General features: G+C 69.9%; 14 protein-coding genes. 12 read left to right on the forward strand and 2 right to left on the reverse strand.

The window, feature by feature from the left end:
- Positions 1-69 precede the first annotated feature (69 nt).
- From ACFZBP_RS26740 to ACFZBP_RS26750, 3 genes are all read left to right on the forward strand, one after another.
- Entirely contained in the window at positions 70-1,329 is a 1,260-nt protein-coding gene (locus ACFZBP_RS26740) for a cytidylyltransferase domain-containing protein (protein ID WP_383455710.1), read from the forward strand.
- Positions 1,330-1,342: 13 nt separating this feature from the next.
- Positions 1,343-2,281: an N-acetylneuraminate synthase family protein gene (locus ACFZBP_RS26745; protein WP_383455707.1), complete on the forward strand. Its 939-nt coding sequence runs from the start codon at positions 1,343-1,345 to the stop codon at positions 2,279-2,281.
- A gap of 147 nt (positions 2,282-2,428) precedes the next feature.
- Entirely contained in the window at positions 2,429-3,499 is a 1,071-nt protein-coding gene (locus ACFZBP_RS26750) for a hypothetical protein (protein ID WP_383456005.1), read from the forward strand.
- 7 nt (positions 3,500-3,506) lie between these two features.
- On the opposite strand, the gene ACFZBP_RS26755 is transcribed toward ACFZBP_RS26750, so the two are convergent.
- Positions 3,507-4,184: a methyltransferase domain-containing protein gene (locus ACFZBP_RS26755; RefSeq protein ID WP_391416701.1), complete on the reverse strand. Its 678-nt coding sequence runs from the start codon at positions 4,182-4,184 to the stop codon at positions 3,507-3,509.
- A 287-nt stretch (positions 4,185-4,471) separates the two neighbouring features.
- Between ACFZBP_RS26755 and ACFZBP_RS26760 the strand changes: the two genes are divergently transcribed.
- The 9 genes from ACFZBP_RS26760 to ACFZBP_RS26800 all read left to right on the forward strand — a co-directional run bounded on the left by ACFZBP_RS26760 (position 4,472) and on the right by ACFZBP_RS26800 (position 15,115).
- On the forward strand, positions 4,472-5,701 hold the full coding sequence (locus ACFZBP_RS26760; RefSeq protein ID WP_383456002.1) for a M20 family metallopeptidase: 1,230 nt from the start codon (positions 4,472-4,474) through the stop codon (positions 5,699-5,701).
- A 239-nt stretch (positions 5,702-5,940) separates the two neighbouring features.
- The gene (locus tag ACFZBP_RS26765; RefSeq protein WP_391416705.1) at positions 5,941-6,993 is read left to right on the forward strand and encodes a BMP family ABC transporter substrate-binding protein; all 1,053 of its coding nucleotides are present in this window, start codon (positions 5,941-5,943) and stop codon (positions 6,991-6,993) included.
- A 411-nt stretch (positions 6,994-7,404) separates the two neighbouring features.
- A complete protein-coding gene (locus ACFZBP_RS26770; RefSeq protein ID WP_383455698.1) occupies positions 7,405-8,457 on the forward strand; it encodes a BMP family protein in 1,053 nt (350 codons plus the stop codon).
- Between the two features lie 171 nt (positions 8,458-8,628).
- Positions 8,629-10,263: an ATP-binding cassette domain-containing protein gene (locus ACFZBP_RS26775; RefSeq protein ID WP_391416908.1), complete on the forward strand. Its 1,635-nt coding sequence runs from the start codon at positions 8,629-8,631 to the stop codon at positions 10,261-10,263.
- On the forward strand, positions 10,263-11,387 hold the full coding sequence (locus tag ACFZBP_RS26780; protein WP_391416707.1) for an ABC transporter permease: 1,125 nt from the start codon (positions 10,263-10,265) through the stop codon (positions 11,385-11,387). Before ACFZBP_RS26775 ends, ACFZBP_RS26780 begins: the two co-directional genes overlap by 1 nt.
- Positions 11,384-12,649 carry an ABC transporter permease gene (locus ACFZBP_RS26785; RefSeq protein ID WP_383455693.1) on the forward strand — a complete coding sequence of 422 codons (1,266 nt, stop codon included), beginning with the start codon at positions 11,384-11,386 and terminating at the stop codon, positions 12,647-12,649. The genes ACFZBP_RS26780 and ACFZBP_RS26785 overlap by 4 nt, the downstream gene beginning before the upstream one ends.
- Entirely contained in the window at positions 12,646-13,056 is a 411-nt protein-coding gene (locus ACFZBP_RS26790) for a cytidine deaminase (protein ID WP_383455690.1), read from the forward strand. Before ACFZBP_RS26785 ends, ACFZBP_RS26790 begins: the two co-directional genes overlap by 4 nt.
- 92 nt (positions 13,057-13,148) lie before the next feature.
- Positions 13,149-14,426, forward strand: coding sequence for a thymidine phosphorylase (locus ACFZBP_RS26795; protein WP_391416911.1), 1,278 nt, complete (start codon positions 13,149-13,151; stop codon positions 14,424-14,426).
- Positions 14,427-14,446: 20 nt separating this feature from the next.
- Entirely contained in the window at positions 14,447-15,115 is a 669-nt protein-coding gene (locus ACFZBP_RS26800) for a Uma2 family endonuclease (protein ID WP_391416710.1), read from the forward strand.
- A 6-nt stretch (positions 15,116-15,121) separates the two neighbouring features.
- On the opposite strand, the gene ACFZBP_RS26805 is transcribed toward ACFZBP_RS26800, so the two are convergent.
- A complete protein-coding gene (locus ACFZBP_RS26805; protein ID WP_391416712.1) occupies positions 15,122-16,042 on the reverse strand; it encodes an AEC family transporter in 921 nt (306 codons plus the stop codon).
- Positions 16,043-16,179 lie beyond the last annotated feature (137 nt).

Genomic DNA, 16,179 nt, shown 5'->3' on the forward strand with positions numbered 1-16,179 from the left:
CCCGCGCCCCTGTCGGGCGGCTCCGCCGCCCTCCATCGCTCTGCGAACTCTGCGCAAGGAGTGCCATCCATGTCTGACTCCCCGTCACACGCGAGCGCGTCGGCCCGCCGAGTCCTCGCCGTCATCCCCGCCCGCGGCGGCTCCAAGGGCGTGCCCGCGAAGAACCTCATGCCCGTCGGAGGCGTACCGCTAGTGGCGCGCGCGGTGCGCGAGTGCCGGGCCTCAAGACTCGTCACGGACGTCGTCGTCTCCACCGACGACCAGGGCATCGCGGCCGCCGCCCGCCAGGCCGGCGCCGAGGTCGTACTGCGCCCCGCCGCCATCGCCGGCGACACCGCCACCTCCGAGGCGGCCGTGCTGCACGCCATGGACGCGCACGAGGCGCTGCACGGCGCCCCGGTGGACGTGGTCCTGCTCGTGCAGTGCACCAGCCCGTTCATCGTCCGCGAGGACATCGACGCGGTCGTCAAGGCCATCGTCGCCAACGGTGCCGACACCTCCCTGACCGTCGCGCCCTTCCACGGCTTCGTGTGGCGGCACGGCGACGACGACGCGGCCGCCGCGCAGACCGAGCGCGCCGCCACCACCGGCGGCCACGGCGTCAACCACGACAAGTCCTTCCGCCCGCGCCGCCAGGACCGCCCCCAGGACTTCCTGGAGACCGGCGCCGCCTACGCGATGGACGCGCGCGGCTTCCGCGAGCACAAGCACCGCTTCTTCGGCCGTACGGAACTCGTGCGCACCGACCCCGCCCGGGTCCTGGAGATCGACGATCCCCACGACCTGGCCCGCGCCCGCGCGCTGGCGCCGCTGTTCGACGCGGACCGGCCCGGCGCCCTCCCGACCACGGACGACATCGACGCGGTCGTACTGGACTTCGACGGCACCCAGACCGATGACCGGGTGCTGATCGATGCCGATGGAAAGGAGTTCGTCTCCGTGCACCGCGGAGACGGCCTCGGCATCGCCGCCCTGCGCAAGAGCGGCCTGAAGATGCTGATCCTCTCCACGGAGCAGAACCCGGTCGTCGCCGCCCGCGCACGGAAGCTGAAGCTCCCCGTGCTGCACGGCATCGACCGGAAGGACCTCGCACTCAAGCAGTGGTGCGAGGAGCAGGGCATCGCGCCCGAGCGCGTGCTCTACGTCGGCAACGACGTCAACGACCTCCCGTGCTTCGCCCTCGTGGGCTGGCCCGTGGCGGTCGCGAGCGCCCACGACGTCGTACGCGGCGCCGCACGCGCGGTCACCGCCACACCCGGTGGCGACGGCGCCATCCGAGAGATCGCCAGCTGGATCCTCGGCCCCTCTCTCGACTCCCTCACCAAGTAAGGACATCTCTGCCATGAGCACCAACTCCCGTCTGCGCTCGTTCGGTTCGCGTGAGGTCGGCCCGGGCAAGCCCGTCTACATCTGCGGCGAGATCGGCATCAACCACAACGGTGAGCTGGAGAACGCCTTCAAGCTCATCGACGTGGCCGCCGAGGCCGGCTGTGACGCCGTGAAGTTCCAGAAGCGCACGCCGGAGATCTGCACCCCGCGCGACCAGTGGGACATCGAGCGCGACACCCCCTGGGGCCGGATGACCTACATCGACTACCGCCACCGCGTGGAGTTCGGCGAGGACGAGTACCGCCAGATCGACGAGTACTGCAAGAGCAAGAACATCGACTGGTTCGCCTCCCCGTGGGACACTGAGGCCGTCGCCTTCCTGGAGAAGTTCGACGTCCCCGCCCACAAGGTCGCCTCCGCGTCCCTGACGGACGACGAGCTGCTGCGCGCGCTCCGCGCCACGGGCCGCGCCGTCATCCTCTCCACCGGCATGTCGACGCCCAAGCAGATCCGTCACGCCGTCGAGGTCCTCGGCTCCGACAACATCGTCATGTGCCACGCCACCTCCACCTACCCGGCCAAGGCCGAGGAGCTCAACCTCCGCGCGATCAACACCCTGGAGAAGGAGTTCCCGAACGTCCCGATCGGCTACTCCGGCCACGAGACGGGCCTGCAGACCACGCTGGCCGCGGTCGCCCTCGGCGCCGTCTTCGTCGAGCGCCACATCACCCTGGACCGCGCGATGTGGGGCTCCGACCAGGCCGCTTCGGTCGAGCCGCAGGGCCTGACCCGCCTGGTGCGCGACATCCGCACCATCGAGGCCTCCCTCGGTGACGGCGTCAAGAAGGTCTACGACTCCGAGCTCGGTCCGATGAAGAAGCTGCGCCGGGTCGCCGGCGTGGTCGCCGAGGCGGAGATCGCCGCGGCGGCAGGCGAGCCGGTCCAGGTCTGACCCGGAACGCACCGAACCCGAACGCGCGCCGATGTCCGAGCGCTCCCGAACAGGGGCGCTCGGACTCGGCGCCCTTCGGGTTCCTGTTGAACCCGAGCTGAACACGAGCGCCGCATGAGCGCCTTACGACGGGACGGTCGTACGTCGATGAGCCCCCGCGCCGGGAACACCGGCCCCCACACTCTCGCCTTCGTCGAGAGCCCGGTACAGCTCCTGAACGTGCTGGAGTGGGCGCACGCCCGCGAGCCCGCCGCCGGCCCGGGCCTCACCCTCGTCGTCCTGTCCCCGATCGACCCCATGACCCGCGGCCAGCTGCGCCGGATGGCCGAACTGGCACGCGAGGACGGCCATGAGGTCCGCTGGGAGGAGGCGCGGGGCGGCGCGTCGGCCCCGTTCCAGACCATCGGCGGCCTCGCGGGCCTGCTGCGCCGGGCGGACAGGGTGGTCCTGGGCGACCCGTTCTCCCGCTACGTCCAGCTCCTGCTGACCATCACCAAGGCCCGCGACCTGGTCGTCGTCGACGACGGCACGGCGACGATGGAGTTCGTCGCCCAACTCGCCCGCGGCGAACGCCTGGTGCGCTGGCACCGCAAGGGCGGCCGCCCCGGCCCCCGCGACCTGGTCTTCGCCCCGGTGTCCTCGGCGGCCCGCAAGCGCCTCACCCCGAGCGAGCGGCGCACCGTCGAGATCTTCTCCTCCATGCCGATGGAGGAGACCCCGGACGGTGTGACGGTCACCGCCAACACCTTCGCCTGGACCCGCGACCGCTTCGGCCCGCCCCGCATCACCAAGGGCGCCGACATGGTCGGCACGTCCTTGGTCGAGACGGGAGTGGTGGACGGCGACCGCTACCTGGAAGCCGTCGGCTCCCTCGCCAGGGCCCACGGCGCCACCCGCTACTTCGCCCACCGGAGGGAGAGCGCGGAGAAGCTCCACCGGCTGGCGGTGGAGACGGGTCTGGAGGTCGTACGCCCCGACCTCCCCCTGGAGCTGATCGCCCGCCGCGGCCCCATCGGCCGCACGATCCTCAGCTTCCCCTCGACCGTCGTGCACACCCTGCCGCTGGCTCTGACCGGCACGGAGGTGCGGGTCGCCGTGTGCGACATCGACCCGGCCTGGCTGACCGAGAGCGCGTCACCTCGGGCGCAGGGGTTCCTGTCGGGGGTGACGGGGACGGCGCGGGACGTGACCCGGCTGTCGGCGGTCAGCGCGGTCTAGTGGCCTGTCACGAAACGCCCTGGTCGTCCTTGCGTGCGAGGAGGAAGGCGCGGGCGCGTTTCTCCTCGCCCTGGGGTTCCCGCAGCACCCGGGTGACCGGCTGGAGGCCCGCCTTGGTCAGCCGTGCGGCGACCGTGTCCGGGGTGTGCCAGTGGTAGTCGAGGTCGATCGCGTGACCGAAGCGCTCGCCGAGGTGCAGCTGCCCGGCCCCGTCCTCGTCCCCGGCCTGGAAGGCCAGCAGGACATGGCCCCCCGGCACCAGGACGCGGTGGAACTCGGCGAACACCGTCGGCAGGTGATCGTCCGGGACGTGGATGACCGAGTAGAGGGCGACGATCCCGCCCAGCGTCCCGTTCGGCAGCCCCAGGGACGTCATCGACCCCACATGGAACCGCAGCCCCGGGTGGGCCCGGCGGGCCAGCTCCACCATCCGCGGTGACAGATCCACCCCGAACACGGGCAGCCCCAACGCGTCCAGCGCGGCGCTCACCTGCCCCGGCCCGCACCCGATGTCGGCCACCGGCCCGCCGCCCCGCACCGCCACCAGCTCCGCGAACCCGCCCAGCAGGGCTCTGTCCATCGGATGGACGCCGAGCCAGTCCGAGAACCGCTCGGCATAGGCGTCGGCGATCGTGTCGTACGAGATTCGGGTGGCCCGTATGAATTCCGGGTTCTCGGCGCTCACGGACCGCACCCTAACGTCACCGGGCCGGGACGCGTGGCACCTCTCCGGAGCCGCCGCCGGAGGGGGCATGTGCACAGCGTGACCGAGCCGTCCGATCCCGTCCGGTGGACAGAACCGCCGGGAGAGCGCGGGACGTGGTATGCGTAGAGAAAAGAACTACCTACCCATCTCCATCCGCACCCATGCGTCGAGCGGCCGGATTTTCTTCCCCTGAGGGGTTGAACTTTTGTTGATCGAGGGGGAGTTGGCCGCCCCGGCGTCCTACCCTGTAGAGGGTGAACCAACTGATGTCCCAAGAGTCCGAGGTCGATCACACCGGGGAAGCCGCACTTCCCGGCACCCTGCCGGAGGCGCTCCGTGCGGAACTCGTCGCGTTCCGGCGCGACTTGCACATGCACCCGGAGCTCGGCAACCAGGAGTTCCGTACGACCGCCGCGATCAAGGGCCGCCTGGAGAAGGCCGGTCTCCAGCCGCGCGTGCTCGACTCCGGAACCGGTCTCGTCTGCGACATCGGGGAGATCGGGAAGCAGGACGGCGAGCGGCCGGTGCTCGCCCTGCGCGCCGACATCGACGGCCTGCCCATCCCGGACACGAAGAGTGAGTGCCCGTACCGCTCCACCGTGCCGGACCGTGCGCACGCCTGTGGCCACGACGTCCACACGACCGTCGTGCTGGGCGCGGGCCTGGTCCTCGCCGAGCTGCACCGGCAGGGCCGGCTGCCCCGCCCCGTCCGGCTGCTCTTCCAGCCCGCCGAGGAGGTCCTCCCCGGCGGCGCCCTGGACGTCATCAAGTGCGGCGGGCTCGAAGGCGTGGGCCGGATCCTCGCCGTGCACTGCGACCCCAAGGTGGACGCCGGGAAGATCGGCCTGCGACAGGGCCCGATCACATCCGCCTGCGACCGGCTCGAGATCGCCCTGGACGGCCCCGGCGGGCACACCGCCCGCCCCCACCTGACCACCGACCTGGTCACCGCCGCCGCCCGCGTCGTCACCGACGTGCCCGCGATCGTCGCCCGGCGCGCCGACGCCCGCAGCGGCCTCTCCGTGACCTGGGGCCGGATCGAGTCCGGCCACGCGCCCAACGTCATCCCGCAGCGCGCCGAGCTCTCCGGGACTGTGCGCTGTCTGAACCTCGACACCTGGCGGCAGGCGCCCGACCTCGTCGTCGCCGCCATCGACGAGATCGCCAACCTCCACCGCGCCAAGTCGGAGATCAACTACGTCCGTGGCGTCCCGCCGGTCGTCAACGACCCGGAGGCCACCGAACTGCTGCGCGGCGCCATGACCGCCCGTCGCGGCGCCGACTCCGTCGAGAGCACCGAGCAGAGCCTCGGCGGCGAGGACTTCTCCTGGTACCTGGAGCACGTCACCGGCGCCATGGCCCGCCTCGGCACCCGCCACCCGGGCGACCGCATCGGCCGGGACCTGCACCAGGGCGACTTCGACGTGGACGAGTCCGCCATCACGGTGGGCGTGGAACTGTTCACGGCGGCGGCGCTTCTGGACGCCGTGGGTTAGCCGGCCCGGTCCTCCCGTCCCTCCGCTTGCGGCGCCCCCGTGGCGGGGGGAGTCTGGCCCCATGGCTGACGGTGTTGCCCCATGCGTGCCTTTCGATCCGATGGTTCACAAGGGCGTAACCGGCCATCGGCACGAATGGATAACGGCAAGACGAAACCCCGTTCCCAGGAGTGTCTACGCGCGTTAATGTGCGCCGAACTCAGCACCCACTGCGGGGCTTGGAGAATGGGGACTTCACGATGCGTCGGATATCCAAACTGACCCGTGTCGCGGTGGGGGTCGCGTCGATCGCGCTCGCCGCCACGGCGTGCGGTGGTACCAGCAGTGACAGCAGCAGCAGCGACGGCAGCGCTGACACCAAGGGCCTCGCCATCGCGTACGACATCGGCGGCAAGGGCGACCAGTCCTTCAACGACGCCGCGTACGCCGGTCTGCAGAAGGCCCAGAAGGAGTTCGGCTACAAGACCGCCGACATCGAGCCCACCGAGGGCGAGACGGACGCCGACAAGGAGCAGCGCCTGGCGTCCCTCGCCAAGCAGGGCTACAACCCGGTGATCGGCGTCGGCTTCGCCTACGGTCCCGCGATGGAGGCCGTGGCCAAGAAGTACCCGAAGACCACCTTCGGCATCGTCGACTCGGTCGTCGAGGGCGAGAACGTCGCCTCCCTCGTCTTCGCCGAGGAGCAGGCCTCGTACCTGGCCGGTGTCGCGGCGGCCAAGGCCACCAAGACCAACACCGTGGGCTTCGTGGGCGGCGTGGACATCCCGCTGATCCACAAGTTCGAGGCCGGCTACAAGCAGGGTGTCCAGGACACCAGCGGCGGCAAGGTCAAGGTCATCTCCCAGTACCTGACCCAGACCGCCGAGGAGGGCGGCTTCTCCAGCCCCGACAAGGGCAAGGCCGCCGCCGAGGGCCAGATCGAGAAGAACGCGGACGTCATCTACCAGGCGGCCGGTCTCTCGGGGCAGGGCGTCATCGAGGCCGCCGCGAAGGCCAAGGTCTGGGCGATCGGCGTCGACTCCGACCAGTACAAGCAGGCCGCGCTCGCCGGCTACAAGCAGTACATCCTGACCTCCGCCCTCAAGGACGTCGGCGGCGCCGTCTACGCGCTCGCCAAGTCCGTCGAGGACGGCAAGCCGCTGACCGGCACCCAGACCTTCGACCTGAAGGTCAACGGCGTCGGCCTCTCCGAGTCCAACCCGGAGTTCGCGAAGATCGCCGGCCTCTCGGAGGCCGTGGCCAAGGCCAAGGAAGGCATCATCGACGGCTCCATCAAGGTCAAGACCGAGTAGTCACGGTCGTACGCGGTCGTACACCGGTACAGCGGGCGGGCATCCGGGGGGTGCCCGCCCGCTGTGGCGTTCCCGCCCTTGGTCAAGGTCCGACATGGTGTTGGCCACGGGCGGATAACAAGGTGGACAGAAGGGGTTTTCAGGCTTGTCTACGCGCGTTAATCTGCGACGAAAGTCAGCGCCGTAGCTGTGAACCTGTTCTGTGCAGCAGTACCGTCCGGCGCTGGTCGACCCCGGAGAAGTGTGGGCACGCCCCCGCGCCGCCCGGCACGCGCTCTCGCTGCACCGGCCAAAGGCCCTAGTAGCTCCGCTACGAGGACCTTCGTCCGGCACACCGAGAGCACGCACCGAACGACGCAGGAAGGTACCCACACCTCTCCGGCCCCGCCAGTACGACAGGAGCACCTACACATGCGCCGGATTTCCCGGATCACGGTCGCAGGCGCAGCGACCGCCTCTCTGGCCCTCGCGCTGTCCGCCTGTGGCGGCACCTCGACGTCCGCCTCGTCGTCGGACTCGAAGGGCGACAAGGGTCTCGCCATCGCGTACGACGTCGGCGGCAAGGGCGACCAGTCCTTCAACGACGCCGCGTACGCGGGCCTGGAGCAGGCGAAGAAGGAGTTCCAGTACGACACCGCCGACGTCGAGCCCACCGAGGGCGAGACGGACGCGGACAAGGAGCAGCGACTGGTGTCGCTGGCCAAGCAGGGCTACAACCCGGTGATCGGTGTCGGCTACGCGTACGCCGCCGCCGTGAAGGGTGCCGCGGAGAAGTTCCCGGACACCACCTTCGGCATCGTGGACGACTCCACCGTCGAGTCGAAGAACGTGGCCGACCTGGTCTTCTCCGAGGAGCAGGCCTCGTACCTGGCCGGTGTCGCCGCCGCCAAGAGCACCAAGACCAACACCGTCGGCTTCGTGGGCGGCGTGGACATCCCGCTGATCCACAAGTTCCAGGCCGGCTTCGAGCAGGGCGTCGAGGACACCAGCGGCGGCAAGGTCAAGGTCCTCTCCCAGTACCTCACGCAGACCGCGGAGGAGGGCGGCTTCTCCAGCCCCGACAAGGGCAAGTCGGCCGCCGAGGGCCAGATCGAGAAGAAGGCCGACGTCGTCTACGCGGCCGCCGGCCTGTCCGGCCAGGGTGTCATCGAGGCCGCCGCCGCCAACAAGGTGTGGGCGATCGGCGTCGACTCCGACCAGTACAAGCAGGCAGCCCTTGCCAAGTACAAGGACTACATCCTGACCTCGGCGATGAAGGACGTCGCCAAGGCGGTGTACAACCTGGCGCAGTCGGTCGAGGAGGGCAAGCCCGAGACCGGTATCGTTCGTGGCGATCTGAAGACGGGTGAGGTGAGCCTGTCGAACTCCAACCCGAAGTTCGCGGACGACACCGAGCTCCAGGACGCCATCAAGACGGCCAAGGAGAAGATCATCAGCGGCGAGATCAAGGTCAAGTCCAGCTGATTGCAGCAACACCCTGAGCAGCGGTAACCCCGGGGTTACGTCCGCTCAACGGGGTACGGGGAGGCTTTCCAAGGGCCTTCCCCGTACCCCGTTGGTCGCGGCGCGTCGGCCCCTTTCAGGCCATAGGGGCGCTACGCGCGTAGATGACCCCCGTCCCCAGGAGAGTGCGCCATCAACGCGTCCAGCAGCCCTCCGGCCGGCGCGGCGGTCAACGGTCAGGCGACCGCCGTCGAACTCGCCGGGATCACCAAGCGATTCCCCGGTGTCGTCGCCAACCACGACATCCACCTCACCGTCCGCAAGGGCACCGTCCACGCCCTCGTCGGCGAGAACGGCGCCGGCAAGTCGACGCTGATGAAGATCCTCTACGGCATGCAGAAGCCGGACGAGGGCACCATCGCGGTCGACGGCGAGAAGGTCACCTTCTCGTCCCCGGCCGACGCCATCGTCCGCGGCATCGGCATGGTCCACCAGCACTTCATGCTCGCGGACAACCTCACCGTCCTCGAGAACGTCGTACTGGGCAGCGAGAAGCTGTACGGCATCGGTGCCAAGGCCCGCCGCAAGATCAAGGAGATCTCCGACCGCTACGGCCTCGGCGTACAGCCCGACCGCCTGGTCGAGGAGCTCGGTGTCGCCGCCCGCCAGCGCGTGGAGATCCTCAAGGTCCTCTACCGCGGCGCCACCACCCTCATCCTGGACGAGCCCACCGCCGTCCTGGTGCCGCAGGAGGTCGACTCGCTCTTCGACAACCTGCGCGAGCTCAAGGCCGAGGGCCTGTCGGTCATCTTCATCTCGCACAAGCTGGGCGAGGTGCTCTCCGTCGCCGACGAGATCACCGTCATCCGCCGCGGCACCACCGTCGGTACGGCGGTCCCCGCCGAGACCACGCCGAAGCAGCTGGCCGAGATGATGGTGGGCAGCGAGCTGCCCACGCCGGAGACCGCCGAGTCCACGGTGACCGCCCGCCCGGTCATCTCCGTCGACAAGCTGCGCCTGGAGGCGGTGGGCGGCAAGGCCCTGCTGGACGACATCACCTTCACCATCCACGCGGGCGAGGTCCTGGGCATCGCCGGCGTCGAGGGCAACGGCCAGACCGAGCTGGTGGACGCCCTCATCGGCCTGAAGGCCGCCGACTCCGGCACCATCGCACTGGCCGAGGAGGAGATCACCTCCTGGACCACCCGCAAGCGCCGCGAGCAGGGCATCGGCTACATCCCCGAGGACCGCCACCGCCACGGCCTGCTCCTGGAGGCCCCCCTCTGGGAGAACCGCATCCTCGGCCATGTCACCGAGAAGCCCAACGCCAAGGGCGTCTGGCTGGACCCCAAGGCCGCGCAGGCCGACACCCGCCGCATCGTCGAGGCGTACGACGTCCGCACCCCCGGCATCGACGTCACTGCGGCCTCGCTCTCCGGCGGCAACCAGCAGAAGCTGATCGTCGGCCGCGAGATGAGCCACAAGCCGCGCTTCCTGATCGCCGCGCACCCCACCCGCGGTGTGGACGTCGGCGCCCAGGCGGCCATCTGGGACCACATCCGCGAGGCCCGCCGCGAGGGCCTGGCCGTGCTGCTGATCTCCGCCGACCTGGACGAGCTGATCGGCCTGTCCGACACCCTCCGCGTGATCTACAACGGCAAGCTGGTCGCGGACGCCGACCCGGCCACCATCACCCCGGAGGAACTGGGCTCGGCCATGACCGGCGCCGCGACCGGCCACCTGGAACACGACGAGAACGCCGAGCCCGGCGCAGACACCCCCGAGATCCGCAAGTCTCCCGAGGCTCCGGAAGACGAGGCCCGCTGATGAAGAAGTTCGACAAGGAGCGCGTGCTCCTCGCGGTGGCCGGACCGGTCATCGCGCTCGCCGTGGCCTTCGTGCTCAGCGCGATCGTGCTGCTCGCCTCCGGCAAGAGCCCGGTCGAGCCGTACACCCTGATGTTCGAGCAGATCGGCTTCTCGGACATCCAGGTGCTGGTCATCAACCAGGCCTCGATGTACTACATCGCGGCCCTCGCGGTGGCCATCGGCTTCCGGATGAACCTGTTCAACATCGGTGTCGACGGCCAGTACCAGCTCGCCGCCATGATGGCCGCCGTCGTCGGCGCCCACGCGAACCTGCCGGCCGCCCTCCAGGTCCCGCTGCTGATCCTCACCGCGGTCTGCACCGGCGCCTTCTGGTCCGGTATCGCCGGCATCCTGAAGGTCACCCGTGGCGTCAGCGAGGTCGTCGCGACGATCATGCTGAACGCCATCGCCACCTCGGTCATCGCCTACCTGTGGCTGCCGAACGTCTTCGGCGTCAAGGTCGGCAACAACAACACCACCGGCGAGATGCACGAGTCCGGCTGGGTCCCCGGCATCGACATGGGCGACGCCGGCGAGATCTACGGCCTGGTCTTCCTCGCCGTCCTGCTCGGCATCGCCTACTGGGTCGTCCTCAACCGCACCCGGTTCGGCTTCGACCTGCGCGCCTCCGGCGCCTCCGAGACGGCCGCCGCGGCCAGCGGTGTCGACCCCAAGCGCATGGTGCTCACCGCCATGCTGCTCTCCGGCGGTATCGCGGGCCTCGCCGGTCTGCCGATCCTGCTCGGCGACACCCACACCTACAGCCTGAACTTCCCCACCGGCATCGGCTTCCTCGGCATCGGCATCGCCCTGCTCGGCCGCAACAGCCCGGTCGGCATCGCGTTCGCCGCCCTGCTGTGGGCCTGGCTCGACAAGGCGTCGCCCGAGCTGGACTTCCACGGCTACGACAAGGAGATCGCGGTCATCATGCAGGGCCTGATCGTGCTCTCGGTCGTCGTCTCCTACGAGGCCGTACGCGAGTGGGGCCTGCGCCGCCAGCAGCGCCGGGTCGGCGCGGAACTGGCCGCCGGTCACGTCCTCGGCGCCGACAACAACACCACGAAGGAGGTGGCTGGCCGATGACCACCGCGACCGACGTCAACCAGCCCACGCTGCAGCCCGCGGCACCGAAGGGCCGCCGCCTGTCGTGGTCGGTCCTGCTGCTGGTCATCGCCGGAGCCCTGGCGCTGACCTCGATCGTCCGCATCATCACCGGCGCCGACGGCATCACCAACGTCAGCCAGATGTCCACCGCGCTCCAGCTCGCCGTGCCGATCGGCCTCGCCGGTCTCGGCGGTCTGTGGGCCGAGCGGGCCGGCGTCGTCAACATCGGCCTCGAGGGCATGATGATCCTCGGCACCTGGTTCGGCGCCTGGGCCGGCTTCCAGTGGGGCCCGTGGACCGGTGTCGTCGTCGGCATCATCGGCGGCTGCATCGGCGGCGTCCTGCACGCCATCGCCACCGTCACCTTCCGGGTCAACCACATCGTCTCCGGTGTGGCGATCAACATCCTCGCCCTCGGCATCACCCGCTACCTCGCGCCCCTCGCCTTCGAGGGCCACGCGGGCGGCTCCGCCAAGCAGTCCCCGGCGGTCGACTCCCTCGGCCACTTCACCGTGCCGGGCCTGTCCGACGGGCTGCGGGACCTGAACAACCACGGCTGGTTCTTCGTCTCCGACATCGCCGGCCTGCTCGGCGGCCTGGTCACCAACGTCTCCTGGCTGACCCTGATCGCCGTCGCGCTGATCCCCGGCACCTGGTGGATCCTGTGGCGCACCGCCTTCGGCCTGCGGCTGCGCTCCTGCGGTGAGAACCCGGTCGCGGCCGAGTCCCTCGGCGTGAACGTCTACAAGTACAAGTACATCGCCGTGATCATCTCCGGCGGCCTGGCCGGCCTCGGCGGCGTCTTCCTCTCCATCGTCGCCAACCCCTTCTACCTGGAGGGCCAGGTCAGCGGCCGCGGCTACATCGGCCTCGCGGCGATGATCTTCGGCAACTGGATGCCGGGCGGCCTCGCCCTGGGCGCCGGCCTGTTCGGCTACACCGACAGCCTCAACCTGCGCGGCGGCTCCCAGAACGTCCACGCCCTGCTGCTGCTCGGCGCGCTCCTGCTGATCATCGGCGCCATCTGGCTCGTGGTCCGCAAGAAGTACGCCCCGTCGATGATCACCGCGGTGGTCGGCGCCCTGGTCTACACCTGGTACGCCACCACCAACGAGGTCCCCAACCAGGTCGTCTCCGCCACGCCGTACGTCGTCACGCTCGTCGTCCTGACGCTCTCCGCGCAACGCCTGCGGATGCCGAAGGCGGACGGTCTGCCGTACAAGAAGGGCCAGGGCAAGTGACGTCGCCCGCCGCCTCCCACGCCGTCGACTGGGACAAGCTGCGCGCGGCGGCCCGGGACGCCATGTCCCGCGCCTACGCCCCGTACTCCGGCTACCCGGTCGGCGTCGCGGCCCTCGTCGACGACGGCCGCACGATCACCGGCTGCAACGTCGAGAACGCGTCGTACGGCGTCGGCCTGTGCGCCGAGTGCGGACTGGTCTCCGAGCTGCAGAACTCGGGGGGCGGCCGGCTCACGCACTTCACCTGCGTGGACGGCAAGGGCGATGTCCTCGTCCCGTGCGGCCGCTGCCGCCAGCTGCTGTACGAGTTCGGCGGCCCGGATCTGCTGCTGGAGACCCCGGCGGGCATCCTGCCGCTCTCGGAGATGCTGCCGCAGGCCTTCGGGCCGGGCCACCTCAGCAAGTAACTCCCGTGCGGCCCCTCCCAGTCGCTCCACGCGACCGGCTCGGAGGGGCCGTACGGCTTCTGGAAACCTCGGAAGGAAGCCAAGCCATGGCCATGGACGCCATCTCCGTCATCCGCACCAAGCGGGACCGCGGTGAGCTCAGCGACGCACAGATCGACTGGGTCATCGACGCGTACACCCGCGGGGAGGTCGCCGACGAGCAGATGTCCGCGCTCGCCATGGCGATCCTGCTCAACGGCATGAACCGCCGCGAGATCGCCCGCTGGACCGCCGCGATGATCGCCTCCGGCGAGCGCATGGACTTCTCGTCCCTGTCCCGCCCCACGGCCGACAAGCACTCCACCGGCGGCGTCGGCGACAAGATCACCCTCCCGCTCGCGCCCCTCGTGGCGGCCTGCGGTGCCGCCGTCCCCCAGCTGTCGGGCCGCGGCCTCGGCCACACCGGCGGCACCCTGGACAAGCTGGAGTCGATCCCCGGCTGGCGCGCCCTGCTCTCCAACGAGGAGATGCTGAACGTCCTCGACACCACCGGCGCGGTGATCTGCGCGGCCGGCGACGGCCTGGCCCCGGCGGACAAGAAGCTGTACGCGCTCCGGGACGTCACCGGCACGGTCGAGGCGATCCCGCTGATCGCCTCGTCGATCATGTCGAAGAAGATCGCCGAGGGCACCGGTTCCCTCGTCCTGGACGTGAAGGTCGGCACCGGCGCCTTCATGAAGACCATCGAGGACGCGCGCGAGTTGGCCTCCACGATGGTGGGCCTCGGCACCGACCACGGTGTGAAGACGGTCGCGCTGCTGACCGACATGTCCACCCCGCTCGGCCTCACGGCGGGCAACGCCCTGGAGGTCCGCGAGTCGGTCGAGGTCCTCGCGGGCGGCGGCCCCTCCGACGTGGTCGAGCTGACGATCGCCCTGGCCCGCGAAATGCTGGACGCGGCGGGCGTGAAGGACGCCGACCCGGCCAAGGCCCTGGCCGACGGCTCGGCGATGGACGTCTGGCGCCGCATGATCGCGGCCCAGGGCGGCGACCCGGACGCGGAACTGCCGGTCGCCCGCGAGCAGCACGTGATCAAGGCCCCGTCCTCCGGCGTCCTGACCCGCCTCGACGCCTACGACATCGGCGTCGCCGCCTGGCGCCTCGGCGCCGGGCGCGCCCGCAAGGAGGACCCGGTGCAGGCCGGCGCCGGCATCGAGCTGCACGCCAAGCCGGGCGACACGGTCACCGAGGGCCAGGCCCTGCTGACCCTGCACACGGACACCCCGGAGCGCTTCGAGTACGCGCTCCAGTCGGTGGAGGGTTCGTACGACATCGCGGCAGCGGGTACGGACTTCACGGCGTCGCCGGTGGTGCTGGAACGTATCGCCTGACCTGGGGTTTCCTCTTTCGGGTGAACGGGATCGGTGGACTGCTGCCGGTCCCGTTCGGCATGCTGGGATCGGTGACGTACCGATTGGAGACCGCCATGGGCGCACTCACCGTCGACCACATGACGGCCAGTGGCCACGAGTGGGACGGCCTCGTCCGGATCTGGAGGGAGACGGACGCACCCGAGGGCTGCAAGGTGGAGATCATCGAGGGGATCGTCACCGTGGCACCGCCGCCGTCCAACGCCCACAACGACATTGCCGACCTTGTGCAGCGCGAGCTGTATCAGGTGATCCCCATGCAATGGGGCATCTACCAGACCCTAGGAACGGCGGTACCGTCTCGCGACGGGCTTTACATCCCCGACATCGCGGTGGCACCGAAGGCTGTGCTCCGGGCCGAGGAGGGGAACTACATTCCTGCAGCTGCGGCGGAACTCATCGTGGAGATCACCTCCAAGTCCAACGCGAGCAACGACCGGATCAAGAAGGCTGCTGGTTACGCGCAGGCGGGGGTTCCGCTCTACCTCCTCATCGACAACTGGGCGCCGGGCGGGCCAACGATCACGCTGTACGGCGAACCTCAAGGCGACGTGTACCGCGTGCTCCGCGCCGGCAAGTTCGGTGACCAAATCGAGCTGCCAGATCCCTTCGACCTGAGCCTGGACACCAGCGAGTTCCCTGTCGGCTGACGCACGTCAGCCCAGCAGCGCCGCCACCCCCACCAACGCCGGCACCGACAACACCGTCGACAGCAGAATCGAGTCCCGGGCCAGCCGCTCGCCCACCCCGTAACTCGACGCGTACGTGTACAGGTTCTGAGCGGCAGGCAGTGCCGACGTCACCACCACGTCCAGCAGCGGAGCACCCCGCAGACCGAAGACCCCCGCTGCCAGAGCCCAGGCCGCCGCCGGCTGGCCCACCGACTTGAGCGCTACCGAGAGCAGGACCGGCTGCCGGTCCGGTCCCCGGCCGGGCATCGTGCTGCCGCACAGGGAGATGCCGAAGGCCAGCAGGACCGCTGGGACGGACATGCCGCCGATCAGGGTCAGCGGGTCCAGGACGGGCGCCGGGACCTTCACGCCGGCCGCCGAGACCGCCACACCCGCCAGTGAGCCCAGCGCGATCGGGTTGCGAAGCGGTGTCAGAAGACGGCGCCACAAGGGGCCCTTCTCACCCTCGCCGGACAGGTCGAGGATCGTCAGGGCGATCGGGGTGACCCCGATCAGCTGGAACAGCAGCACGGGGGCCACCAGCGAGGCGTCGCCCAGCACGTAGACCGCGATGGGGATGCCGAGGTTGCCGGAGTTGACGTAGCTGGAGCACAGCGCGCCGATCGTGGTGCGGCCTGTGCCCCAGCGCCGTACGACACCGACCGCGACGAAGACACCGGCCGCCGCGGCCGTGCTCAGGGCCGTGACCAGAAGACGGCTGGAGAAGATCACCGAGAGGTCGGTCTGCGCGAGAGTGGTGAACAGCAGGGCCGGGGACGCCACATGGAAGGCCAGCTTGGTGAGGACGTCACGGCCGTGGACCCCCAGGTAGCCGCGTAGGCCGATCAGATAGCCCACCCCGATGACGACCGCGATCACCGCGAACCCCGTCAGCACCCCCTGCACGGCGCCTCCATGGCGTGGCGCAAGCCGCAGGGTATTCGGGGAGGTGTCGATAGGTGGGGCATACAGCCAACCCTCCGGGGAAGGAGGGCGGCAGGTCAACGTGATCTCGGTCGGCGGACACCTCGCTCAAGCACGAT

This window comes from Streptomyces sp. NPDC008086, assembly GCF_042957325.1.
Lineage (GTDB): Bacteria > Actinomycetota > Actinomycetes > Streptomycetales > Streptomycetaceae > Streptomyces.